General features: G+C 41.0%; 18 protein-coding genes, 4 tRNA genes and 1 pseudogene. 13 read left to right on the top strand and 10 right to left on the bottom strand.

Going from position 1 to position 24,062, the window contains the following annotated elements:
• Nucleotides 1–246 precede the first annotated feature (246 nt).
• The 7 genes and pseudogenes from FTU02_RS09755 to FTU02_RS16505 all read right to left on the bottom strand — a co-directional run bounded on the left by FTU02_RS09755 (nucleotide 247) and on the right by FTU02_RS16505 (nucleotide 7,667).
• Nucleotides 247–1,515 carry an OprD family outer membrane porin gene (locus FTU02_RS09755; RefSeq protein ID WP_180156910.1) on the bottom strand — a complete coding sequence of 423 codons (1,269 nt, stop codon included), beginning with the start codon at nucleotides 1,513–1,515 and terminating at the stop codon, nucleotides 247–249.
• 545 nt (nucleotides 1,516–2,060) lie between these two features.
• Nucleotides 2,061–3,080 (bottom strand): 4-hydroxy-2-oxovalerate aldolase, encoded by a 1,020-nt coding sequence (gene dmpG / locus FTU02_RS09750; protein WP_111884105.1) that lies wholly within the window; start codon nucleotides 3,078–3,080, stop codon nucleotides 2,061–2,063.
• 11 nt (nucleotides 3,081–3,091) lie between these two features.
• On the bottom strand, nucleotides 3,092–3,988 hold the full coding sequence (locus FTU02_RS09745) for an acetaldehyde dehydrogenase (acetylating) (protein WP_078192779.1): 897 nt from the start codon (nucleotides 3,986–3,988) through the stop codon (nucleotides 3,092–3,094).
• A gap of 36 nt (nucleotides 3,989–4,024) precedes the next feature.
• Nucleotides 4,025–4,822 carry a 2-keto-4-pentenoate hydratase gene (gene mhpD / locus FTU02_RS09740; protein ID WP_078189749.1) on the bottom strand — a complete coding sequence of 266 codons (798 nt, stop codon included), beginning with the start codon at nucleotides 4,820–4,822 and terminating at the stop codon, nucleotides 4,025–4,027.
• A gap of 689 nt (nucleotides 4,823–5,511) precedes the next feature.
• Entirely contained in the window at nucleotides 5,512–6,180 is a 669-nt protein-coding gene (locus FTU02_RS09735) for an HAD-IA family hydrolase (RefSeq protein WP_180054327.1), read from the bottom strand.
• Between the two features lie 151 nt (nucleotides 6,181–6,331).
• A complete protein-coding gene (locus tag FTU02_RS09730; RefSeq protein WP_078189751.1) occupies nucleotides 6,332–7,303 on the bottom strand; it encodes an RluA family pseudouridine synthase in 972 nt (323 codons plus the stop codon).
• A 55-nt stretch (nucleotides 7,304–7,358) separates the two neighbouring features.
• Nucleotides 7,359–7,667: pseudogene (locus FTU02_RS16505) on the bottom strand (hypothetical protein).
• A 394-nt stretch (nucleotides 7,668–8,061) separates the two neighbouring features.
• On the opposite strand from FTU02_RS16505, the gene FTU02_RS09725 reads away from it, so the two are divergent.
• The 6 genes from FTU02_RS09725 (at nucleotide 8,062) to FTU02_RS09700 (ending at nucleotide 14,293) form a co-directional block, all read left to right on the top strand.
• Nucleotides 8,062–11,490 carry an Rne/Rng family ribonuclease gene (locus FTU02_RS09725; RefSeq protein WP_180156908.1) on the top strand — a complete coding sequence of 1,143 codons (3,429 nt, stop codon included), beginning with the start codon at nucleotides 8,062–8,064 and terminating at the stop codon, nucleotides 11,488–11,490.
• A gap of 185 nt (nucleotides 11,491–11,675) precedes the next feature.
• Entirely contained in the window at nucleotides 11,676–13,517 is a 1,842-nt protein-coding gene (locus FTU02_RS09720) for a long-chain-acyl-CoA synthetase (RefSeq protein ID WP_180156906.1), read from the top strand.
• A gap of 140 nt (nucleotides 13,518–13,657) precedes the next feature.
• Nucleotides 13,658–13,733, top strand: a tRNA-Lys gene (locus FTU02_RS09715).
• A 21-nt stretch (nucleotides 13,734–13,754) separates the two neighbouring features.
• A tRNA-Lys gene (locus FTU02_RS09710) sits at nucleotides 13,755–13,830 on the top strand.
• Nucleotides 13,831–13,879: 49 nt separating this feature from the next.
• Nucleotides 13,880–13,955: transfer RNA gene (locus tag FTU02_RS09705), tRNA-Lys, on the top strand.
• Between the two features lie 262 nt (nucleotides 13,956–14,217).
• Nucleotides 14,218–14,293 (top strand) — tRNA-Lys (locus FTU02_RS09700).
• Between the two features lie 137 nt (nucleotides 14,294–14,430).
• On the opposite strand, the gene FTU02_RS09695 is transcribed toward FTU02_RS09700, so the two are convergent.
• Nucleotides 14,431–15,084 carry a hypothetical protein gene (locus FTU02_RS09695; protein WP_218949023.1) on the bottom strand — a complete coding sequence of 218 codons (654 nt, stop codon included), beginning with the start codon at nucleotides 15,082–15,084 and terminating at the stop codon, nucleotides 14,431–14,433.
• A gap of 300 nt (nucleotides 15,085–15,384) precedes the next feature.
• Between FTU02_RS09695 and FTU02_RS09690 the strand changes: the two genes are divergently transcribed.
• Nucleotides 15,385–15,642, top strand: a complete 258-nt coding sequence (locus FTU02_RS09690; protein WP_078189754.1) for a PspC domain-containing protein — start codon at nucleotides 15,385–15,387, stop codon at nucleotides 15,640–15,642.
• Nucleotides 15,643–15,761: 119 nt separating this feature from the next.
• On the opposite strand, the gene FTU02_RS09685 is transcribed toward FTU02_RS09690, so the two are convergent.
• Both FTU02_RS09685 and FTU02_RS09680 read right to left on the bottom strand, forming a co-directional pair.
• Entirely contained in the window at nucleotides 15,762–16,868 is a 1,107-nt protein-coding gene (locus FTU02_RS09685; protein WP_180156904.1) for an HPP family protein, read from the bottom strand.
• Between the two features lie 258 nt (nucleotides 16,869–17,126).
• Nucleotides 17,127–17,639: a hypothetical protein gene (locus FTU02_RS09680; protein WP_078192784.1), complete on the bottom strand. Its 513-nt coding sequence runs from the start codon at nucleotides 17,637–17,639 to the stop codon at nucleotides 17,127–17,129.
• Between the two features lie 200 nt (nucleotides 17,640–17,839).
• Here FTU02_RS09680 and glyQ point away from each other — a divergent pair, with 200 nt between their 5' ends.
• The 6 genes from glyQ (at nucleotide 17,840) to FTU02_RS09650 (ending at nucleotide 24,009) form a co-directional block, all read left to right on the top strand.
• The gene (gene glyQ / locus FTU02_RS09675; protein ID WP_078192785.1) at nucleotides 17,840–18,823 is read left to right on the top strand and encodes a glycine--tRNA ligase subunit alpha; all 984 of its coding nucleotides are present in this window, start codon (nucleotides 17,840–17,842) and stop codon (nucleotides 18,821–18,823) included.
• Complete coding sequence (gene glyS, locus FTU02_RS09670; protein WP_180156902.1) at nucleotides 18,823–20,892, top strand: glycine--tRNA ligase subunit beta; 2,070 nt, start codon at nucleotides 18,823–18,825, stop codon at nucleotides 20,890–20,892. The genes glyQ and glyS overlap by 1 nt, the downstream gene beginning before the upstream one ends.
• A 106-nt stretch (nucleotides 20,893–20,998) precedes the next feature.
• Nucleotides 20,999–21,472 carry a hypothetical protein gene (locus FTU02_RS09665; protein WP_180156900.1) on the top strand — a complete coding sequence of 158 codons (474 nt, stop codon included), beginning with the start codon at nucleotides 20,999–21,001 and terminating at the stop codon, nucleotides 21,470–21,472.
• A 129-nt stretch (nucleotides 21,473–21,601) separates the two neighbouring features.
• Nucleotides 21,602–22,552, top strand: coding sequence for an HrgA protein (locus FTU02_RS09660; protein WP_180024512.1), 951 nt, complete (start codon nucleotides 21,602–21,604; stop codon nucleotides 22,550–22,552).
• 67 nt (nucleotides 22,553–22,619) lie between these two features.
• Nucleotides 22,620–23,009, top strand: a complete 390-nt coding sequence (locus FTU02_RS09655; protein ID WP_180156898.1) for a hypothetical protein — start codon at nucleotides 22,620–22,622, stop codon at nucleotides 23,007–23,009.
• Nucleotides 23,010–23,361: 352 nt separating this feature from the next.
• Nucleotides 23,362–24,009 (top strand): hypothetical protein, encoded by a 648-nt coding sequence (locus tag FTU02_RS09650; protein ID WP_078192790.1) that lies wholly within the window; start codon nucleotides 23,362–23,364, stop codon nucleotides 24,007–24,009.
• Nucleotides 24,010–24,062 lie beyond the last annotated feature (53 nt).

Here is a 24,062-nt window from a genome sequence, read left to right as displayed (position 1 = left end):
TTAAACACAAGGGGGACTCTTTTGGATTTTGTGGTTTTTACAGTCTCATATTACCTGTTCAGCCACTGCTAACTGATACATATTTACGATCATAAACAACAAATAGACTATAATTTAAGTTATTGTTTTTTAAATATATAACTCAAAAATATATCCATAAAATCTTTGAGGTATTTCTTTTTTAAATAACCCAGCAAATAAAAAGGGAAGCAATGAATCCACTTCCCTCTTTTTTATCCTGAGAAATTAGAACTTATAGGTATAAGTTGTCGCGACACGGTACTCTTGCAAGTCAGATTTGTAATCGAAATCGGCATCGATATACATTGCCTGGAAGCCTAAGCCCTTCAACTTACCTTCAGGCACGGTGTAGTTCACAATTAAGTTCAATTCATCTGACTTCTGATCTTTAAGACCAGCAATTTCTGCATCTGAACCTGTGAAATACACAGCAGTTGTATTTAAGCCTTTCACACCCATTTCTGAGAAATCATAGCCATAAGTAAAGCCCCATGATTTTTCATTTTTTGCAGTAAATGTTGCTATACCCCAGTTGACTAAGTACGGCTGCGGCACCCATCCACCCAGTGTTGGGAATGCATTATCACCAAACATTTGTTGATAACCCAAACCAAAGGTATGCGAACCGTAATTCACTTTCGCACCAACCGATAACGCTTGGTTATCAATTTCGCCATACAGTTTGTCACCCGAATCCGAGTTATCGAAGTAACGGATATGGCTATCCAGTTTGGCTTTGTCACCTAACTTAGTTTTATAGTTCGCGCCGACATATTGCTGTGTGTAAATGTCTTGAACATCGGCATACCAATAGCTACCACCAATTTCAGGTGTAAATTGATGGTCAATACCCGCAATATACATACCATCAGAAGTTGGCCCAAGATCATAATGACCTATGGTGCCATCTGGTAATCTTTTACCTGGAGCGAACATTGATAAATCACGGAATTGGTTGTCATAACGGTTATTGATCCCGTCAATGTATGCCAAAGTTAACTTAGTATCTTTAATCTCTTTCGATTCTAACCATGCACCGCTATAAGTCGTCATTAACTGACGTGATGGATCGAAAACCAACACTGGAGACACTGGTAATAACTCACCCACTTTCAACTCAGTTTCAGATACTTTGGCTTTAAGGGTCACACCCACTTTACCAAAGTTATCTTTTGATTCTTTACCATCGTGCGGCAAAATAAAGTCTGCATTGGTATCACGGCCATTGAGTTTAAAGGCATGCTGTACCAGCAGGTCCGCGCCGACTTGAATGCCCGCGCCAATATCCTGATAACCTGACTTCGCATCCAGCGTAATGCCTTGCGACCATGAACCCCAATTTTTATTTGGAGTATCTTCAATTTGACGATCCAAATAAAAGTTTTTAAATTTCAATTGTACTTGGCTGTCGTCAACAAAGTCCGCATAAGTTGCAGATGTTCCTAATGTTGCTGTCGCAGCAAGAATTGCTATCCATAAATTTTGACGACGCATGGCTTATTCCCAGTGATCAAATTAAGCTATGACATCATCATGCTCAACAATACCTTGGAAAAAAATCCGACTACAGTATTAAGGTTTATCAGGCTTTTGTACGACTTGAACTTTGGATGCGATTTCTAGTTATTTTCCTTAGAGATTAAAACAATAACTCTTTTTTATTATTTAGAACGACTGATTAAATTAACCCCATGTTTTATTAACGTAAAATAGAAAGTTTTTTATTTTTCGCAATTACATACGCTGTATTAATTGCTTTTAAGTTTAATCAAAGTTTTTTACTGAGATTTATCCTTATTTTATTTATAAAATTTAGCTATAACATGATATTTAATTTATATAATCATCAACAACTTAAAGTTAAATTTCACCACCATGACTGCTCGAAATCAGCCATTGGTTCGTAAGACATTTCTTATTTCAATCCGCTTTCCATGCCTCAAATCAATCTCAACGTAATCTCAAGCCCATCTCAAACCAAAACAGCTACTTCAGACATAAAAAAAGCGCCCATTTCGGGCGCTTTTTTTTAAAGCAAATTAAGCATTTGCCTCTTTCGCTTTAGACATCGTCAACGCTAGGTCTTCGATCATATCTTCCTGACCACCAACCGTACCACGACGACCAAGCTCAAGAAGAATTTCACGCGCAGACACGCCATATTTCGCTTCAGCACGTTTCGCGAATAACAAGAATGATGAGTAAACACCGGCATAACCTAAAGTTGCTGCATCACGATCAGCACGGATCTGATGTGTCATCATTGGAATGATTAAATCTTCCGCAACATCTTGAACTTTAAACAAGTCCACACCTGTCTCCATTTGCATACGGTTGGCAACCGCAACAAACAATTCAAGTGGAGTATTACCTGCACCTGCACCTAAACCTGCAGAAGCTAAATCGACACGCGTTGCACCAGCTTGAACCGCTGAAACAGAGTTCGCAACACCCATACCTAAGTTATGGTGACCGTGGAAACCGATTTCGATCTCTGAAGCCAGGTTGGCACGTAAAATACCCACGCGGTCAGTCACGTCTTGAGGCAACATATAACCAGCAGAGTCAGTCACATAAATACAGTTTGCACCGTATGACACCATTTTGCTGGCTTCTTCCAAAAGTTTTTCAGGAGTTGCCATGTGCGCCATCATCAAGAAGCCCACAGTGTCCATGCCAAGTTTACGTGCAGCAGTAATGTGCTGTTCAGAAACGTCAGCTTCAGTTGAGTGCGTTGCAACACGAATGGTTGCTACACCAACATCATGTGCCATTTTCAAATGGTCAACCGTACCAATACCAGGAAGTAAAAGTGCAGATACTTTCGCCTGTTTCAGGTTTGGAATCACCGCTTTTAGGTATTCTTCATCGGTTGCTGCTGCAAAACCATAGTTCACAGAGTTACCGCCTAAGCCGTCACCATGCGTAACTTCGATTAAAGGTACACCTGCATCATCCAAAGCAGTTGCAATGGCAACCATTTGTTCAGGTGTAGTTTGATGGCGCATAGGATGCATACCATCACGTAAAGTCATATCATTAATAATAATCTTAGACATTTTGGTATTCCTTAAGCTTCAGCAGTGTTTAATACGCGTTCTGCAAACATTTCTGCAGTACGTGCAGCTGCCGCAGTCATAATGTCGAGGTTACCTGCATATTTAGGAAGATAATCACCTAAACCTTCAACTTCTAAGAAGATTGAAACACGGTTACCGTCAAATACAGGACCATTTACAAGTTTGTAACCTGGTACATATTTTTGAACTTCAAGAATCATCGCATGTACAGATTCAGTGATTGCTGCTTGATCTGGTTCACCTTCAACAAGACAGTGAACAGTATCACGCATCATCAGTGGTGGCTCAGCAGGGTTAATGATGATGATCGCTTTACCTTGTTTTGCACCGCCCACTTTTTCAATAGCGCCAGCAGTCGTACGAGTAAATTCATCAATGTTTTTACGTGTACCTGGACCCACAGATTTTGTTGATACTGTTGCAATGATTTCGCCATATTCAACAGGCTGAACTCGTGAAATCGCAGCAACCATAGGAATCGTTGCCTGACCACCACATGTCACCATATTGACGTTCGGAACTTCACCGGCATCCAATAACGCTTCTAAGTTTACTGGTGGTACGCAGAATGGACCGATTGCAGCAGGTGTTAAGTCAATCATTAACACGCCAAGTTCATTCAATTTACGGCTGTTTTCAGCATGAACATAGGCAGAAGTTGCATCAAATGCGATTTTAATGTCGTCTTCAATTACGTGTGCAAGTAAACCATCTACGCCTTCAGCAGTGGTTTTTAAACCCATTTTAGCAGCGCGAGCCAAACCTTCAGACGTCGGGTCAATACCAACCATCCATACTGGTTCTAAAAATTCGCTGCGTTGAAGTTTGTAAAGCAAGTCAGTACCAATGTTCCCTGGACCGATCAATGCACATTTAATCTTTTTCATGAATGTGTACTCTTAAAAATTCCGTAAAACCCAAGCTTATTTCGCTGCAAATGCTGCAGTCACAGAACCAAAGCCTTCAATTTCAACTTTGAATTCATCACCAGGATTTGCCACAACCATTGGGCCTAAGGCACCGGTCAATACGATGTCACCTGCAAGCAATGGACGACCACGACGAACCATTTCGTCAGCCAACCACACTGCTGCATTTAATGGGTTAGAAAGACACGCTTTACCCACACCTTGTGAAACCACTTCTTCACCACGCGTCATGACCATTTTGCAATTTACAAGGTCAAGATCTGCAAGTTTTACAGGCTTAGAACCCAGTACAAAACCTGCTGAAGATGCGTTATCTGCCACAGTATCAATCAACGAGATTTTCCAGTTTTCAATACGACTATCGACCACTTCAATTGCAGGCAGTGCATATTCTGTTGCACTAATAATGTCTGCATAGGTGTGTTTTTCTTTGGTCAAATCTTGGTTAATCACCAAAGCAATTTCTGCTTCAACTTTTGGCTGAATCAATAAACCAGCAGGGATTTCTTCACCATCGCCATACGCCATGTCAGCAAACAACATACCGAAGTCAGGTTGATCAACGCCTAACTGCGCTTGTACAACTTTTGAAGTTAAGCCAATTTTACGACCTACAAGGCGACGACCTTCTGCCACCGCACGTTTGGTATTCACTTCTTGAACGGCATAAGCAATATCTACATCAGCACTTTCACCACCAAGTTGTGGACGGATCGGTGCAATCGCAGCCTGATTTACTTCCGCATCGCGTAATGCTTGCGCAACTGATTCAACAACAGCAGAATTCGACATCAATGTTTCCTTAAACTGCAAAAATTGGATGCACAACGTGTTTCATCCCGATCACCATCAAAATCAAAGTGATGAAAGTCATGTCAGGATTCGCCTAAAGCATTTCACTTGACATACTACACGTTATGTTTAGATGCATTTAGCATCGAGATTTTAGAAAGTGAATACCAATACTTATTTTATTTATGACTATAGCTATTAGCTATAAATTAATCATTATTTATTATTAATATTCAAAAACTTAAGTCAAAATAATTAAATAAAATGCACTATTTTTTTCGCCCTTAAATCTGAATCTCTACTAAAAAACTTGGCTTATACGACTAAAAGATAAGATTAAAAGATTATTTTAGCGTCAGGCCAACTTTTACGCATAGGTGTTCAATTTCATCTGATTTAGTTTAATAAATTGAAAATTTAAAAATAAATCAATAAACAACAATAAGATAAAACAAAAAATTCAAACAAAAAATCTATTCCAGCTTGTGGTAAAAGGCCAAATAGTTGCGCTCAACTTTTTAAGGTAAATTTGCTAGAAGACTGCTTGTTATTGTAGAAAAATCTAGTGTTATTACTTTTTTAAATAATTGAATTTACTCATTTCATCAAGTAGAGCTTGCGTTACTATTCATTTGGTAACAAAAAAGGTGAAAACAAATTTCACCCTTTTTACTCGTTTGTATCTAAAACTATACAGCTAGACGTAATTTCACGTGTTCTAGTAGAAATTCAGTCAAATCACCTACGCTATGTGCAATATGTAAGGGTTGAAAATACTGGAGTGTTTCTACAGTATGCACTCCATAGCTCACGCCTACACGTGGCATCTGAATATTGAGGGCCATTTCTAAATCATACGACGTATCACCAACCATAATGGCTTGATCGGCACGTAGTCCTGTTTCCGCCAAAATTTCTGCCAACATCAACGGATCTGGCTTAGATTTGGTTTCACTGGCTGCACGTGTCGCACGAAACAACTCATGACTTTGCGTTTGAGCCAAGACACGGTCTAGACCTTTACGACTTTTTCCTGTTGCAACAGCCAATTGTAGACCGGCATCGCGTAATTCCTGCAACATATCCGCGACACCATCAAACCACATATCCCCTTTGGAATGGGCCACATAGTGATCGGCATAACTTTGCAAAATGTCGCTGTGCAATTCAGGAACCGTCGGAAATAACCGCTGTGCGACTTCCGGCAGACCTAAACCAATAATACTTTTCGCATCAGCATCGGTCAGCGGCTGTGAATATTGATCTGCTGCAAATTTTAAACTCGCTACAATTTGACCCACAGAATCAAATAAAGTGCCATCCCAATCGAAAATGACTAGTTTTACAGCTGAGTTCATACGTTTTCCTAGATTTGATTCAGTGTTTGGTAATTCAGATTCTGGAGTGCATCAATTTATTTACCTCACCCCGGCCCTCCCCTTAAAGGAGAGGGAGAAAGAAAACTTGCGAAGCAGTCCTGCTCAGGGAGAGAAGTCTCGTATTTAAAACTTACTCGTCATCTTCTGAAGACTTCACCACTTTGTCGGCTTTTTGCGCGCGTAGCTGCGCCACAAGGCTTTGCATATCTTCTGGCAATGGCGCTTCAATGGTTTGGTAACCCGGAATTTCTAAACGCATAGCATGCAGACATAAACGACGTGGCTTTGGACCACGGTATTCAGTTTCATGACCGTATTTTTCATCGCCCACCAATGGATGACCAATACTTAAACCATGTACACGGATCTGATGGGTACGGCCCGAAAGTGGAGACGCATACACCAATGTAGCATGCATAAAACGTTCTTTCACGTTCCACAGCGTCTTCGACTCTTTACCTTCTTTAGGTGATACACGAACACGACGCTCACCATTTGCCAGTTCGTAACGATGCAAAGGCTGATCAATGAGCTGCTTATCCAAACTCACCACACCTTTAACCACAGCAGCATAAGTTTTTTGGATTTTGTGCTCACGTAACATGTCTTGCAGGCTTTTTAACACACTACGTTTTTTCGAAATCATTACCAACCCAGAAGTGTCGCGGTCAATTCGGTGAATCAGCTCAAGGTATTTCTTCCCTGTTGCGGCACGTAAGCCTTCGATCAAGCCATACGCCACACCACTACCGCCGTGAACAGCAATACCAGAAGGTTTGTTTACTACCATTAAGCCTTCATCTTCGTACACCACACGGCTCAGTAAACTTTGTGCCACTTTGTCCGATACGGGAACCGCAGACTCATCTTTTTGCTCATAACGAATTGGAGCAACTCGAACTTGGTCACCAATATTGAGTTTGGTTTCCGCTTTGACGCGTTTTTTATTGACGCGGACTTGGCTTTCACGAATCAGACGATAAATGCGACTTTTAGGCACACCTTTCAGACGACTAAACAGGAAATTATCAATACGTTGACCCGCCTGATGCTCGTCCACTTCAAACCAGGTGACGCTTTGCCATTCTTGCGTAGAATTCATACAGTTACTGTGACCTAAAAAAATACTAAAATTGATTAAAAACTGATCATTTAAGCTATACTTTTCGCAAGAAACATAAGCTTAGCCCATAGGCAGATGATGCAAGGTTTGATATAGTCAGCGCACGGAAACCACCGTAACTGAGTAAAAGTTGATTCATTTCAGTATTTACTGTCATTGAACTTTCAAGCAATTACTCATTTAGCTCGGAAAGGTCCCAAAAGAATTATGCCGACGCCGAAGGCTTATTATATCGGCAAAACTGCAAACTGTTGCGTTTAATTGTGCCGTAGGTACATAAAACAGTTTGCCCCAAAAAAATATGTGCCAACCAAGGTTGGTTTTTAAACGTAAACTGATACACATCAGACCAGTCGCTCCCTGGAAATCGTGTTCAGGCCACAACGTTTGATGCATTGGATCTGCACAGTTTGTAAAGGTACGATGATAATTCCGTATCAAGACGCTCTATCAGATATGAATGGATGCTCTTCGAGCAATGTGACAGTGAAAGTTACTCACATCCAATGCACCGTTTGTCCGCCAGTGAAACGCGTTCAGGTGACTTTAATCGTTTAAAAGATTGAAGCCGTATTGCCATCATCAATACGTGAATCAAAAACCGTTGCCCACCCAAAGAAGGTCGGTACACATGCACAGATGATGTTTTTCGATCTGTGCAACTTGATCCATGCTATCTGATGCTCGCTACGAGTCAGGCGATGTTCTTCTGTGTATCACTATTAGGTGTTACACCCATGAAACGTATGTTGATTAATGCAACACATGCCGAAGAAATTCGCGTTGCACTTGTCACTGGTCAGCGTCTTTACGATTTTGACTTAGAGAATCGTACCCGTGAACAAAAAAAATCGAATATCTATAAAGGTCATGTGACTCGCGTAGAACCGTCTTTAGAAGCGGTATTTGTTGAATACGGTGCAGGTCGTCAAGGTTTCTTGTCGATGCGCGAAATTGCTAATTCTTATTACAAAGCAGATCCTCGCCAAACTTCAAACATCCGCGAATTGATCACTGAAGGCACTGAGCTTTTGGTTCAAGTGGAAAAAGAAGAACGTGGTAATAAAGGTGCTGCCCTTTCTACATTTATCTCACTTGCTGGTCGTTATTTGGTCTTGATGCCAAACAACCCGAAAGGTGGCGGTATTAGCCGTCAAATTTCAGGTTCAGTTCGTGAAGAATTGAAAGAAATGTTGGCGTCTTTAAATGTCCCTCGTGGCATGAGCGTGATTGTACGTACAGCTGGTATTGGTCGTTCTCAAGAAGAACTGCAACTTGACCTTCAACACTTGCTGGACCTTTGGGCACAAATCCAAAGCACATCAAGTTCTGGTCCATCACCAATGTTGGTTCACCAAGAAGCCGGTGTGGTTACACGTGCGATTCGTGACTATTTACGTGATGATGTTGCTGAAATTCTGATTGACTCTGAGCAAGCGTATAACGAAGCCTATAACTTTGTTAAAGCTGTGATGCCACGTCAAATCGACAAATTAAAAACCTATACTTTAAATGAACCGTTATTTGCTCATTTTGGTATCGAAAGTCAAATCCAAACGGCCTATGAACGTGAAGTAAAACTTCCTTCTGGCGGTTCAATTGTGATTGACCAAACTGAAGCATTGGTTTCAATTGATATTAACTCTGCAAAATCAACACGTGGTAGCGACGTAGAAGATACAGCGCTCAATACCAACCTTGAAGCTGCTGAAGAAATCGCTCGCCAATTACGTTTACGTGATATCGGTGGTTTGGTTGTGATCGATTTCATCGACATGACCAAAGACCGTAACCAACGTATGGTTGAAGCTAAACTTCGTGAAGCAACACAAAGTGACCGTGCACGTATCCAATTCGGTCAACTGTCACGCTTTGGTTTGATGGAAATGAGCCGTCAACGCTTACGTCCATCGCTTGAAGAAGCCACTGGTTATGTGTGCCCACGCTGTCATGGCACAGGTATGGTACGTGACCTACGTTCTTTATCACTTTCAATTATGCGTAAAGTGGAAGAAATTGCGCTACGCGAACGTCATGGTGAAGTTCAAGTTGAAGTGCCTGTTGAAATTGCTGCATTCTTATTGAATGAAAAGCGTCACAGCCTTGTATATCTTGAACAAACTTCAAATGTTCGTGTGACTGTACTTCCACACCCTCACCTAGAAACACCACATTACGAAATTTCGTATAACCCTGAAGGTTTTGCACCTACAAGCTATGAACGCACTGAAGCGACACGTTCTAGCGAAAAAGAATTGGGTTACGAAGCATCTGAATGGCATTTAGGTGAAGAACAGGCCGCTGCTGCTCAGCAACAAGCACCTGTACAACAACAAGAAAAAGGCCACAAAAAGAATAAGCAACAACCCGTTGCTGCTCAACAAGCACCTGCACAAGTTGCCGCTCCTGCAGCATCATCTAGTCCATGTGCATGGTTAGAAAACTTATTTGTTCAAAAACAAGCTGCAACCGTTGACCAGTCGCGTACTGCAAACAATGCCGCTGCTGCAATTGAACAAATGGTAAATAGCGGTGCTGCAAGCCGTGGCCAGTTTGGTCAAATTACCCCTGCATCGGCAGCGCCTGTTGTTGTCGTAGACAATAATGCTTACCTTGCGCCTTCTTCTGTTGTGCACAAACAAGAACGTGACAGCCATTCAGAAAAAGCTGACCGTGAAGAAAAACGTCACAACAAAAAGCGTACTAAGCATAAAGAACCACGTGAACAAGAAGCTCAATCGCATCAAGTTCATGAAGAAGTGTTACAACCTTCACGTCAAGACCGTCAAGAACAGCGTAATAACGAAGCACGTCAAAACGAACGCCAAGAGCAACGTTCTGAACGTCAAGAACCGCGCCAAGACAACCGTCAAGACCAACGTGAAAACCGCCGTAACTCACGCCGTCAACATAACAATGAACAAGTACAGCACGATGTTCAAAACAATGAACAACCGCAGTCTGTTCCACGTCGCGACCGCAACAACCAACAACGTCCAAATCGCCCAAATCGCCACCGCGATCAAAGCGTATTGAACGAGCAAGCGATTGCTCAGGAAGTTGCAACTGAGCAACAACCTGAAAACCGCAATCAACGTCAACCTAAAGTTGAAGTTGTTGATGCACCACGTCAAGACGTGATGCCAACAGCACTTGTAGTAAATGTTGATCAAGCTCAAAGCGAAATCGTAGCGCTAAATACTGCCCCAGCAGTTGAAAAACCTGTAGAAACCCCAGTAGTCCAAAAAGCCGCTGTCGTTGAAGCAGAAAAAGTGGAAAAACCTGCGACTGAAACAAAAGAAGCAGCGCATAAACCACAGCATGCGCAGCAAAAACCGTCTCGTGCAAGCAATGACCCTCGTCAGCGCCGCCGTGAACAGCGTGAAGCTCGTGCTCAACAAGCACAGGCTCCGAAAATTTCGCCATCTCAAGTGCCGACACTAGGTCAATACACTATAAGCAGCTTGATTAAGCATGTATACGGTGAAGACTGCTCAGTACTGATTGAGCAATTTGGCTTAATTCCAACATTCAACCGTGCATTGCAAAAATTCACGGAAGAATATGCCGCGACTTTGACTGCACCTGCAGCTGAAGCAGCTGTAGAGAAAAAGCCTGTCACTCGTGATGTTCAAGTTACAAAAGCTGCACCTGAAGCTGAACCAGCGCCAATGTTGGATTTGACACCACCAAAGCCTGTGTCAGATAAACGTGTTGCTAATGACCCACGTGAGCGTCGTCGCCTTGCTAAACTTGCCGCTGAACAAGCGAAACAAGACCAAGCAAAAGCACATGCTGAGGTGGAAGCTACGCCTGTCGCAGACACTACTATTGAGGCGCCTGTAGTTGCAGAAGCTAAAGCTGCTACAGTTGAAGCCAATGTATCCGACGTTGCAGGTCAAACTGAAGCACCTGAACCCGTTCAAGCTGAAGTACTGACACCCGTTCAAGCTGAACTGGATGTGAGTGCGCAGCCTGAAAAGACGGAAGAAGTGTCTGAAGCTCCTACTAAACCAGTAGAAGAAAAAGCTCAAGCCGTTGAAGCGGAAAAGAAAGTTGAGGTTCCTGTAGACGAAAACTCGGCCGCTGAAGGTGAAAAACCTGCACGCCCTCGTCGTCCTCGCGGTCGTCCACCGAAAAAAGCAAACACCGCAACTGAGCAGTAATTTGCTATTTTGCAGGTGAATAAAAAAATCCAGTCATTTCGGTGACTGGTTTTTTTTTGATACTTTTGTCAAATTAGGTTGATTGCACTAGATCGAAACGATTAAAAGACAATTGTAGAATTTGCTGCAAATTTCATTGCAAAGAAATAGACCGTATCGGATTACGAAAAATAAATAGGATTCACATGAGCCAAACTACACAACACGACCTTATTGGGATTGCTGATGTTGCAGCAAAAATTCCCGCGTTCATTAGCAAAGTACCCAACCTGTTGAGTGGTCTAAAGCAAGCCTATTTACGCACCCCAAATACTTCCGCAGGCTTAGGAATTGCATTTGAAAAAGCCGTAAAGCGTAATCCCAAAGGTTATGCACTTTATTTTGAAGAGCAAAAATATACCTATAACGAATTAAATGAATGGGCCAATCAAATTGGTCACTATTACCTTGCACTCGGTGCAAAAAAAGGTGATGTGATTGCGGTGATGATCGAAAACCGATCTGAACTCGTTGCAACCATCGTGGCTTTAGCCAAAATTGGCGTCACCAGTGCTTTGGTAAATACTTCACAATTCGGCAAAGTCCTGACACACAGCATCAACTTAGTGAACCCAATTGCGGTAATTGTGGGCGAAGAATGCCGTCAAGCTGTAGAAGAGATTCGTGATGATCTCAGTGTGGCTGCAGATCGTTTACATTGGTTCGCAGATCAAGCCACTCGTGTAGATGCTGGTCAAGCACCTAAAGGCTTCTTAAACCTTGCAGAAGCGATTGATGAATTTCCAAAGTTCAACACACCCACCACTGCAAGTGTAAAAGGCAAAGACGGCCTATTTTATATCTACACCTCTGGGACAACAGGCTTACCTAAAGCGGTGATTTTCACCAACAGCCGTTGGACTTTGGCTTATGGAACATATGGTCACGTCCTTAATCTGAATAAAGATGATGTGATGTATGTGACCTTACCGCTCTACCATGCTACAGGTACTGTAGTTTGTTGGTGTGGGGTGATTGCCGGTAGCGCCACGCTTGCCCTGCGTCGCAAGTTTTCAACTTCATCGTTTTGGAAAGATGTACAAAAATTTGATGCGTCAGCCATTGGCTATGTGGGTGAGCTTTGCCGTTATTTGATGGATGCCCCACATTCAGACCTTGAAAAAGGCCATCGTGTGAAAAAAATGATTGGTAACGGCATGCGACCAAACATTTGGGATAAGTTTAAAGAACGCTTTGGGGTTGAGGAAGTCCTTGAACTCTATGCTTCAAGTGAAGGCAACGTTGGCTTTAGTAATGTGTTTAACTTCGACAATACCGTTGGTTTTTCACCAACGCCTTATGCGATTATTCAGTTTGATAAAGAAAAAAATGAAGCTGTACATGATGCTAAAGGTCGCTGCATTAAAGTGAAAAAAGGCGAAGTCGGCTTACTCATCGGTAAAATTACCCGTCGCTCACCTTTCGATGGCTATACCGACACGGAAAAAAACAAATCCGTCATTATGAAAGATGTATTCAAACATGGTGACTCATACTTCAACACAGGTGACTTGGTTCGTGACATTGGCTTCCGTCATGCACAATTTGTCGACCGTCTAGGCGATACTTTCCGCTGGAAAGGTGAAAACGTCTCAACCACTGAAGTTGAAAACATGGTGAGTGAGTACGATAAAATTGCTGAAGCTGTGGTTTATGGCGTAGAAATTCCAGATACAAATGGCCGTGCAGGTATGGCTGCCATCACGCTCACCGACGGTGCCGAACTCAACGAACAAGATTGCAGTGAAATGGTTCTACAATTTAAAAAATGCTTACCCGCTTATGCTGTACCGGTATTTTTACGTGTACAGAAAAAAGTCGAAACCACAGGCACATTTAAATACCAAAAAAACAAGCTGAAAGAACAAGCTTTTGATCCTAAGCAAACTGATGAACGTTTATTGGTATTGCTGCCAAATGCAACTGCTTACTGTGATTTAACTCCTGAAATTTATGCCAATATTCAGGCATATAAATACCGTTTTTAAGCAAATAGCGCTCATTTTAGCGACAGATATCCGCTAAAATGAGCTACTTTGTTGTATTTATAATCAAACACAAGCAAGTTTATGAATTTTTACTTGCGCTTGAAGCAGATCTTGCTACAATACGCACCATCAAGCGAAATGGGTCGTTAGCTCAGTTGGTAGAGCAGTAGACTTTTAATCTATTGGTCCCGCGTTCGAGTCGCGGACGACCCACCATTTCCTTCGATACCACAAGATGGGTCGTTAGCTCAGTTGGTAGAGCAGTAGACTTTTAATCTATTGGTCCCGCGTTCGAGTCGCGGACGACCCACCATCTTTCTAAAATGCCAGTTTTAGATTACAATCTTGTGCATACCCCCTAAGGGTCGTTAGCTCAGTTGGTAGAGCAGTAGACTTTTAATCTATTGGTCCCGCGTTCGAGTCGCGGACGACCCACCATTCTTTCTTAGGGCTTCTTTCTTCCGGCAGTTGAAGAAAAAGAAACCTGCAGGTTCCGACCAAGACAAACCATCACCATTATTGGTTTTGATTCGCCATTCTCGAAATTTTGCTATAGCGATGTTGCGAAGTATCATTCTTGTCTTGCTAGATGAAGTATTTGACCTGAAAAATTTTAGATAACAAATATTCCCTAGTATTCAAAACTACGCGCTTCGTTTATCTTGCTAAAATTTTAAAATGCTCTTTTAAAATTTTCTCAGGGTTGTTAGCTCAGTTGGTAGAGCAGTAGACTCTTAATCTATTGGTCGTGGGTTCGAACCCCACACAACCCACCAATTCTGTTTTGTCTTAACTATATCGTATTAATAATTCAATTTTTTATAAGCTAGTTGCATTCGATTAGCCAATGTCTGCGAATTTCACGCCGACACTCAAACGCAATTTATAATTTTATTTACTTCATTCGCAGTATTTAATTTGGGTCTTTCACCAAGGTATAGGCATGTTGAGGCTGAGGATAGCCTTTAGAAAATAATTCCTGATTTCGGTCGACTTCACCTTGACGAATTTTGTCTAAATCCATGGTGATTTTATTTTCATTAATCACATGATAATAGAAATTCACGCCTTCTTTTCGATGAACCACCAGCTCGGTATGTGCTTCATTAACACTCCACGTATCCTTACGGTATTTCACATTAATGCCTGGCGTATTGGTTTTTTCAGCAAACACTTTACCAATTTGAATAATACTGCGGTGTACCGTGCCATCTGGCAATAAGTTAAGAATGAACTCCGCATCGCCTTCTGGGCATGGAATAAAACTGTCATCGCATTTTACTTTGGCATGAAAACGTCCAATAAAAATTTTGGCATGCTCAGGAACAGGAGCTGACTTTATGTCCTCGTCATTCGGCAATGTCGCCTGCCCTGCCACTTGGGTTAATTTTTTTCCATGATCTTGCTTCGCTTGAACTTCCGATGCGATAGCTGATGCTGAACTTTCACCCTTATCCGCTGCGGGTTGAGGCGTTGGACTACAACCACTAAAAGAGAGGCTGAACACTCCTGCAAACACTGAAAGATATGCAAATTTCATCAAAAAAGGTGAAGCCGATGTTTTCATATAATGTGCCAAGACCAATCATTCATTGGTTTTTTCAGTTCTTGCTGACTTAATATTGTAATCAAATAATCAACGCTGTATACATATATTTTCGATATATGTTAATCATATCTCATTGTTATCGTTGATATTTAATTAATACTCAAGCTATTTTAAAGGCAAACTAATCAAACCAATTCTTCAAATTACATAACTTTACTTAATTTTTTTTCTGCACCCTTTAAATCGCAAAGCTTGTCACCATTTCTATAATATGAATTTGGAAATATTCAAATTTATTCTTTTTTGAAGGAGACCTGAATGGCCAATGTTGGTTTATATCGCTCAAACCGCTCTAACATGATTGCTGGTGTGATGGGGGGTATTGCTGAACGTTTTGGTTGGAACGCAAATTTACTGCGTATTATTTTTATCTTTGTATCATGCTTAAGCGCAGCCTTTCCCGGTATTTTGGTGTACTTGGTTTTATGGTTAGTCATGCCTAAAGCACAAGATAACTTTTTCCGTACCAATGGCTATTCAGACCCTATTCGTACTGTGAATGATGACAGACGTTAAAATCCTTTGACCCAGTTTGGTCGCTACGGTTTCTCCCCCAAGATTCCGTAGCTTTTTTTTTGCCTACATATTGGCAAAACCATATTTAAGTCTGATGAATTTAAATCAAAGTTTAAGGCTTAAGATTTTGTTTGCTGATTTAGCTGTTGATATAAGGCGGCAATCATATCTGCACGGCTAATCATTCCCACCAACCGTTTTTGCTCAACGACTGGAATATAATTAAAAGATCTTTCCACAAAATATGGCACCAAGTCTTCAATCGGCTGATCCGGCTGCACGGTCACCACTTTGGGATTCATAATTTGATAAACGTGATTTTCCCAACTGGCTTTGGGGTCTGCGGCTCGTTTAAACCATTCCACTACATCATATAAAGCCAAATTTCCCACCAAGCGATCCAAATCACTCACCACAGGCAAACTCATCAAATTGACTTGTTTAAACTTTTCCAATGCTGACTGAATATCATCTTCTGCACGCAGGGTAATCACTTGCTGACTCATGATGTCACGACAATGAAACTGGCTTAGGCCACGACGACTGGCTAATTGCTGTGCTTCTAAAATAATTTTTTGTAAGTCATATTCACTAATATCAAGCAACTGACTTTGCTGTTCTAAGACTTGCTGAATATCCGCTGGCTGAATCGACACTTTTTGTGTCGGTGTTGGATCTGTCGTCCGAGTATTGACTTGTGCTTTTTGTGGATACTGCTTGCCTAGTAATCGGTTATAAATAATAGCAACCACCATCAAGAGGACCGAATTTAAAAGCACTGGATAGAAGAGAAAGGCGTAGCCTAAATCATGGACTGCCTCTCCGCCTAATACCGCGGTAATCGCTACTGCCCCACTCGGTGGATGCAATGAGTCCGTGGTCATCATTAAGATAATCGCTAATGCAACTGCGATACTAAAAGCTTCGGTTAAATTAGGAATATACATCGCACAAGTCACGCCAATCAAAGCCGCAAGACTATTACCGACCACCATATTCCACGGCTGTGCCAAAGGACTAGCAGGTACAGCAAAGAGCAGCACAGACGATGCGCCCATCGGGGCGATATACCACGCATTTAAGTCACCTAGCGCTAACCAACTAATCAGCGAAGAAATACTCAAGCCAAGCAAAGCACCTACCCCACATAGGATGCGATCTTTTAATGGTAAAACTTTAAAGTTGGGTTTAAGCGTATTAAGCCAAGCTGATTTTGCGTGAAACACGAGATACCTTGTTTGTTGTTTTGCGAGATGTGGCAATTATAAAGCCATGCAAGCAATAAGATGTATTCAACTTACATCTTTATCTTATAAATTTTACTTTTGATTCTTTTGAATGATGTATACGCCGCTTACGTGCGTAGTTTTATCCCAAGAAATGAGCCTAAAATTCTCATTATATGTTACTGATAATTAAAATAAAAAATCTATCAGCGCTCACATCTGTACTCACTAAAACAAAGGAACATTTAGGCGGTCAGCTTATTCATCTTGATCAATTAAATCTTCACTGCCATAAATAATTTTCTGAGCTGTTTCATCATACACAATAGGAAACCATTCATAATAAGCCGAAGGGATTCGTTCAACTCGAATACGTCCAATCACATAATTATGCCCACCCAATAAATCAACAGTGAATCGAGCTGGACGAGCGATAACTAGTTGTGAATTATGATCAATGACGAGCTCAGTTTTTCCCTGTTCTACAGCGGTGGTAAACCGTCCGTGAATAGGTGAGTCAAAAGCCATTCCTCGTGTGACTTTTCGCGTCCCCTGCTGACCATTGACCTCAAGCAAAAGACCTTCGCTCATTTGATACTTTGAGCTGACCACTAACTGCTGTTTAATCAAATTCTTACATTCCGCGTTGCAAGAATTTGTAATAGTCGCAATTTTTGAAGCGTGAAGTGATGAATCTGAATACAAAGCTACAGGCGTCGTACTACAGGCAGATAGCACCATACTTATCACAATAAAAGACTTCTTAAACATTGTTATCGCTCATCATTCAATTTATTCATCCACTTTATGCCACAAGTAACTTCGTTTTTATTCTGTACAATAGGAAAATATAAAATTCTGCGCATCATTAAAACATCAAAGCTTGATTCAAGAATGATTAACCCTTTGCCACACACCCCCAAAATCCTTATAATTGAGCACAATTTTTATCTAATTTTAAGTGGATGACCATGAGTCGCGCCATATCGCATATTGATACCTTCCAAGGCTTAATTCTTGCCTTACAAAACTACTGGGCTGAACAAGGTTGTGTAGTGTTACAACCTTACGATATGGAAATGGGTGCAGGTACTTTCCACACTGCAACTTTCCTACGTGCTTTAGGCCCTGAAACTTGGAACGCGGCTTATGTTCAGCCTTCTCGTCGTCCTAAAGATGGCCGTTATGGTGAGAACCCGAATCGTCTACAACACTACTACCAGTTCCAAGTCGTGTTGAAGCCAAACCCAGACAACATCCAACAGTTGTACTTAGATTCATTAAAAGCCATTGGTATTGATACCCTTGTTCACGACATTCGTTTCGTGGAAGACAACTGGGAATCTCCAACACTTGGCGCATGGGGCTTAGGTTGGGAAGTTTGGTTAAACGGTATGGAAGTGACTCAGTTCACTTACTTCCAACAAGTCGGTGGTGTTGAATGCTACCCTGTAACTGGCGAAATCACTTACGGTCTAGAACGTCTAGCGATGTACCTCCAAGGTGTAGACTCAGTTTACGACTTGGTTTGGACTAAAGGTCAGTTTGGTACAGTGACTTACGGCGATGTATTCCACCAAAACGAAGTTGAACAATCGACCTATAACTTTGAATATGCCAACGTTGAAAAAATGTTTGAGCTATTTGATTTCTATGAAGCTGAAGCGACTCGTTTAATGGAAGCTGAACTTCCACTGCCTGCCTATGAACAAGTAATTAAAGCATCGCATAGCTTTAACTTGCTTGATGCACGTGGCGCAATTTCAGTAACTGAACGTCAACGTTACATTTTACGTGTACGTACATTGGCTCGTGCGATTGCCCAAAGTTATGTCGCTGCACGTGCGAAGCTGGGCTTCCCAATGGCAGAACCAGCTTTACGTGACGAAGTCCTTGCTCAACTTAAAGCACAAGTTGAAGCGGAAGCAAAAGTAGAATCTAAGGAGAGCAAATAATGTCTAAACATACAGTATTGTTCGAATTAGGCTGCGAAGAACTTCCACCAAAAAGCTTAAAAAAATTACGTGATGCGCTTCATGCAGAAACGGTAAAAGGCTTAAAAGACGCAGGTCTAGCATTCGATTCAATCGAAGCTTATGCAGCACCACGCCGCCTTGCGCTTAAAATTGTGAATGTCGATGCTGCACAAGCCGACACACAAAAACGTTTTGATGGCCCTGCGAAACAAGCAGCATTTGATGCCGAAGGCAAACCGACCAAAGCACTTGAAGGCTTTATGCGCGGTCAAGGCATTACGGTTGATCAAGTATCAACTTTCCAAGCAGGTAAAGTTGAAAAAGTGTGCTACTTAAAAGATGTAAAAGGTCAAAGCCTTGATGTTTTACTTCCTCAAATTTTACAACACGCTTTAGATAACCTACCTATCGCAAAACGCATGCGTTCTGCTGCAAGCCGTACTGAGTTTGTACGTCCTGTAAAATGGGTTGTTTTGTTGAAAGACAGTGATGTAATTGAAGCAACCATTCAGGATCACCAAGCAGGTAACGTGACTTATGGTCACCGTTTCCATGCTCCTGAAGCAATTACACTTGCAAATGCCGATGCTTATCTTGATGCCCTGCGTACTGCAAAAGTGATTGCAAACTTTGAAGAGCGCCAAGCCATCATCGACCAACAAGTCAAAGCTTTGGCTGATGAAGTAAATGCCATTGCGATTGTCCCTGCGGACTTACGTGACGAAGTAACAGCATTGGTTGAATGGCCAGTTGCGCTTCGTGCAAGCTTTGAAGAACGCTTCCTTGCTGTTCCTCAAGAAGCACTCATCACGACGATGCAGGACAACCAAAAGTACTTCTGCTTAGTGAATAGCGACAATAAACTTCAACCTTACTTCATTACCGTGTCAAACATTGAGTCGAAAGACCCGACACAAATTATTGAAGGTAATGAGAAAGTTGTACGTCCACGTTTATCAGATGCTGAATTCTTCTTCTTACAAGATCAAAAGCAACCGCTTGCATCTCGTAAAGAAAAATTGGCAAACATGGTATTCCAAGCAGAACTTGGCACGCTATGGAACAAGTCTGAACGTATTGCAAAATTGGCTGTGGCTTTGTCTGCAATCACAGGTGCAAACCCTGCAGATGCTGAAAAAGCTGCACTCCTTGCAAAATGCGACTTAACTTCTGAACTTGTGGGTGAGTTCCCTGAGCTTCAAGGTATTGCGGGTACTTACTACGCACGTATTGAAGGCGAAAATGATGAAGTTGCTGAATCTTTAGGTGAACAATACTTACCTAAATTTGCAGGTGACGTTTTACCAAAAACTAAAACCGGTACAACGCTTGCACTTACTGACCGTTTAGATACGCTCACAGGTATTTTTGGTATTGGTCAAGCGCCGACAGGTTCTAAAGACCCATTTGCACTACGTCGTTCTGCGATTGGTATTTTGCGTCTTGTGACTGAAAATGATTTAGATGTTTCGATTGAAGATCTAATCAAACTTGCACTTGCTGCTTATGGCGATGTATTGAAAGATCACGATAAAACTTTAGCGGATGCTGTTGCATTCCTTGAAGGTCGTTACCGTGCGAAATACGAAGACCAAGGCGTGGCTGTAGATGTGATTCAAGCTGTTCAAGCACTTTCTCCAAAATCACCACTTGATTTTGATAAACGTGTAAATGCGGTAAATCATTTCCGTGACCTCCCTGAAGCTGCTGCACTTGCTGCTGCAAACAAACGTGTTGCAAACATTCTTGCGAAAGAAGCCGCGCCTGAAGGTGCTGTGGTTGAAGCAAACTTGGTTGAAGATGCTGAAAAAGCATTGTTCGCTGAACTTGCAAAAATCACACCTGTAGTTGAGCCGTTATTTGCTGCGAAGGACTACACTGCTGCCCTTTCTGCACTTGCTGCACTTCGTGCGCCAGTCGATGCATTCTTTGACGGTGTAATGGTGATGGCAGATGATGCTGACCTAAAAGCGAACCGTTTACGTATGCTTGCACAGCTTCGTGACTTGTTCACGAAAGTGGCTGATATTTCGGTACTTCAACACTAAGTTTAAGTATTCATTAAAAACCCGCTTTAAAGCGGGTTTTTTATGCCGTTTGAAATCTAGGTAAAATCCTGTTAGAAATAGCGGGATTTTTTGATAAGAACAATATATGAAAAGTATTACAGCTAATCATCCTTACCGCCCAGATCTCTATCTTTTTATCTTACATGCAGTACTGATGGCATGCAGCTTTTACCTTTGGAAGGTTTATCCATACATTCCAAACAAGCCAGATATGGGTGCTTTATTCTTTTTGATTATTTCTGTTTTGGGTGGATTTATTGGGATCATCATCGTTGCGGTGACTTTGCCCAGATTAGACCGCACTGTGCGTTACTTAACGCTTTCAAAATTTGTTTTAAGTTTGGTGTATTGGTTGTCGAGCACAACCATTTTCGTTTTATTTGGCAGTACTAAATTTATATTCAATAACCCCCTTGTGCTATTTGTCTTTGTTTTTCTATTTTTTAGCAGTCTGTATTTTTCAATAATTCGTGTTGCAGATATTCGTAAAAAAGATTGGCTGATTATGGGTGGCGTATTAGGTGGACTAGTGTTGTTGTTCTTTTTGCCGAAGATTTGATGAAAATATTGAGTGGTTCAAGGTCATGACTTTTTTATGATATTTCGATATTGCAGCATGTAAGACTTAATTGCTTGTAAAACAAATAAAACCTCGTTATAAATTAGTGGGGTATTTATTTTTGAAAATATAATGAAGTTATCACAACCACAAAAAGTCGCAGAATTTTTAAAAGCACACCCAAATCAAAAATTTAATTCTCGTGAAATAGCAGAAGCTATTATAAAAATATATCCAGAAGATTATGAAGTAAAACGATCTAATGATAGATTTTATTCAGAAGCTGATTTTATTCAACAAATCGTCCGTGAAATTAGCAGTACAGCAAAAACTAATATTCAAAAAATTTCACCAAATATCCATATACGGGATCAACCAAGACCTAGAGTTTTTTGGTTTAACCCCTCTGAAGTCTATGAATCACAGCTCCAGCTTAATAATGTGATGGATTCGCATGCTATAGATATTGAAAAAGAATTACCAATTAAAGATGATCGACTATCTGAACATGATCTCTACCCTATTTTAATAGAATTTTTAAATTCTGAACTTGATTTATATTGTCTTAGAATAGATGAAAAACGCTCTAAGAACTCTCGAGGGCAAAATGGTAATCAATGGTTACACCCTGATATTGTTGCAATGCAAGCACTAGATGACCATTGGCATGATCTTATAAAGACTTGCGTAAAAAATAGCTCAGGGCAAAATGTAAAATTATGGTCTTTTGAAGTTAAAAAAGAGCTAAATAGCTCAAATGTTAGAAGTAGTTTTTTCCAAGCCGTCAGTAATTCTAGTTGGGCAAATGAAGGTTATTTGGTAGCAACTGCAATTTCTACAAATGAAGTCGAAGAGGAACTTCGCATGCTTTCTGCACTTCACGGAATTGGTGTAATCATTTTAATTCCTGAAAATCCAACTGAAAGTGAAATTTTTCTTCCTGCTCGACGAAGACAAGAAGTAGATTGGCAGTCTATAAATCGCATATTAAGTGAAAATTCAGATTTTAAAAACTTTATCGAATTAGTCTCAATTTATTACCAAACGGGCCGTATTCGAAAACACGATTGGAATAGATAGCCCATCTAGCCAACTCACTTCCATTTCCCTATACTCGACTAAACAACACTCAACAAGAATGAAACTTATGAAATTGAAAGCATTCCTTTTGACTAGTCTTGCGGGTATCGCACTTTCTGCATGTACATCTGCACCAACAATTCCGCAACTTGACACAGGTGTATTACAAGAAGTTCAAAACATTGATGTCTACCCAGATACCATGGATAACAAAGCAAAACTCACTAAATTTGTGGATAAATGCGTAATCGAATTTACAGGCAATTTAGAAGAAGCAAAATCGGTTGAACAATGGTCATTTAAAGGCTTAACCCTCATTTCAGGTGGTACAGCAACCTTTGCCAAAGATGGTACAAGTTCAGCGCACAATTTTGATTTAAATGCGGCGGATGTACAAAAGAACTTCCTTGCATTACGCGGTCATTTTGCAAAAGATGCACTTACACAATGTGAATAAATAATAAAAACCATATCTCCAAAATGGAGGTATGGTTTTATTTTTCCTTGAATCTTGAACAATAATTCGTTCAAACCCATAATTTTTAATCATGAAAATCGTAACTAGAACCACACCACAGCAACGCGCAAAACACATATAAGCCACTGTATTTTCATAAAATTACAATAATGCATTAACTTAACCAAGTTTCCACATTTCAAACTTCCGCGTATCTGAGCTGTTATCGCATTGTGTGACTTATCGCACAAAACCACTTTTTGCTTTTTTTTACTCTTAAGATGTCCTCTGCTCCAAAAGCGCAAATGCTGAGTGCAACAGCAGCGTTCAATAAAAGAGGACAATTGCAAAGATGAAACCTTTATTTAAAACAACACTGATCACCGCAGCATTATTCGCAACCACTCCACTATTTGCCAATACAACAGCATCAGTGGAAGCTAAAGTAGATGCTCAACAACCGAGTGTTCTACAAAATTTAAAACAAGACATTAATCAATCTGCACATAAAGCAGGTGATAAAATTGAAAAAGGTGTCGATAAGACCAAAACTTTCACTCAAGAAAAATGGCAAGACACCAAAGAATTTAGTGCAGACAAAAAGCAAGATGCCAAAGACAAATGGGCTGAACTAAAACAGTCTAAAGATGAAAAGTCAGATGCAGCGAAAGCCAAGATCGATGCCAAGGCTGAGCAAAATAAAGCTAAGCTTGATGAGCGTAAAGCACAGCTCGATGAAAAAGCTGCAAAAGACAAAGCAAAACTCGATGAACGTAAAAGCAATGTCGACAACAAAGTTGATCAAACCAAGAGCTATTTAGGTGAAAAAGCTCAGGAAGGTCGCCAATTTGCCAGTGAAAAATGGCAACAAACCAAAGCGAATTTCCAAAAAGGTCAAGAAGCTAATGTGAGTGGCAGTAGCAATGTACAGTTGCAAACGCCTGTCGCACAAGCTGAAGTCCATAGCTCACATGAAGCCAGCTTAGGTGCTCACAAATAAATAAACTGGCTTTCATACCCTCTCCTCCAGAGAGTTGGCTCACCCTTCGGTGG

Source organism: Acinetobacter sp. YH12045 (assembly GCF_013419925.1).
Taxonomy (GTDB): domain Bacteria; phylum Pseudomonadota; class Gammaproteobacteria; order Pseudomonadales; family Moraxellaceae; genus Acinetobacter; species Acinetobacter amyesii.
The sequence above is the reverse complement of the archived record's forward strand: the minus strand, read 5'-3'. Positions and strand labels throughout refer to the sequence as shown.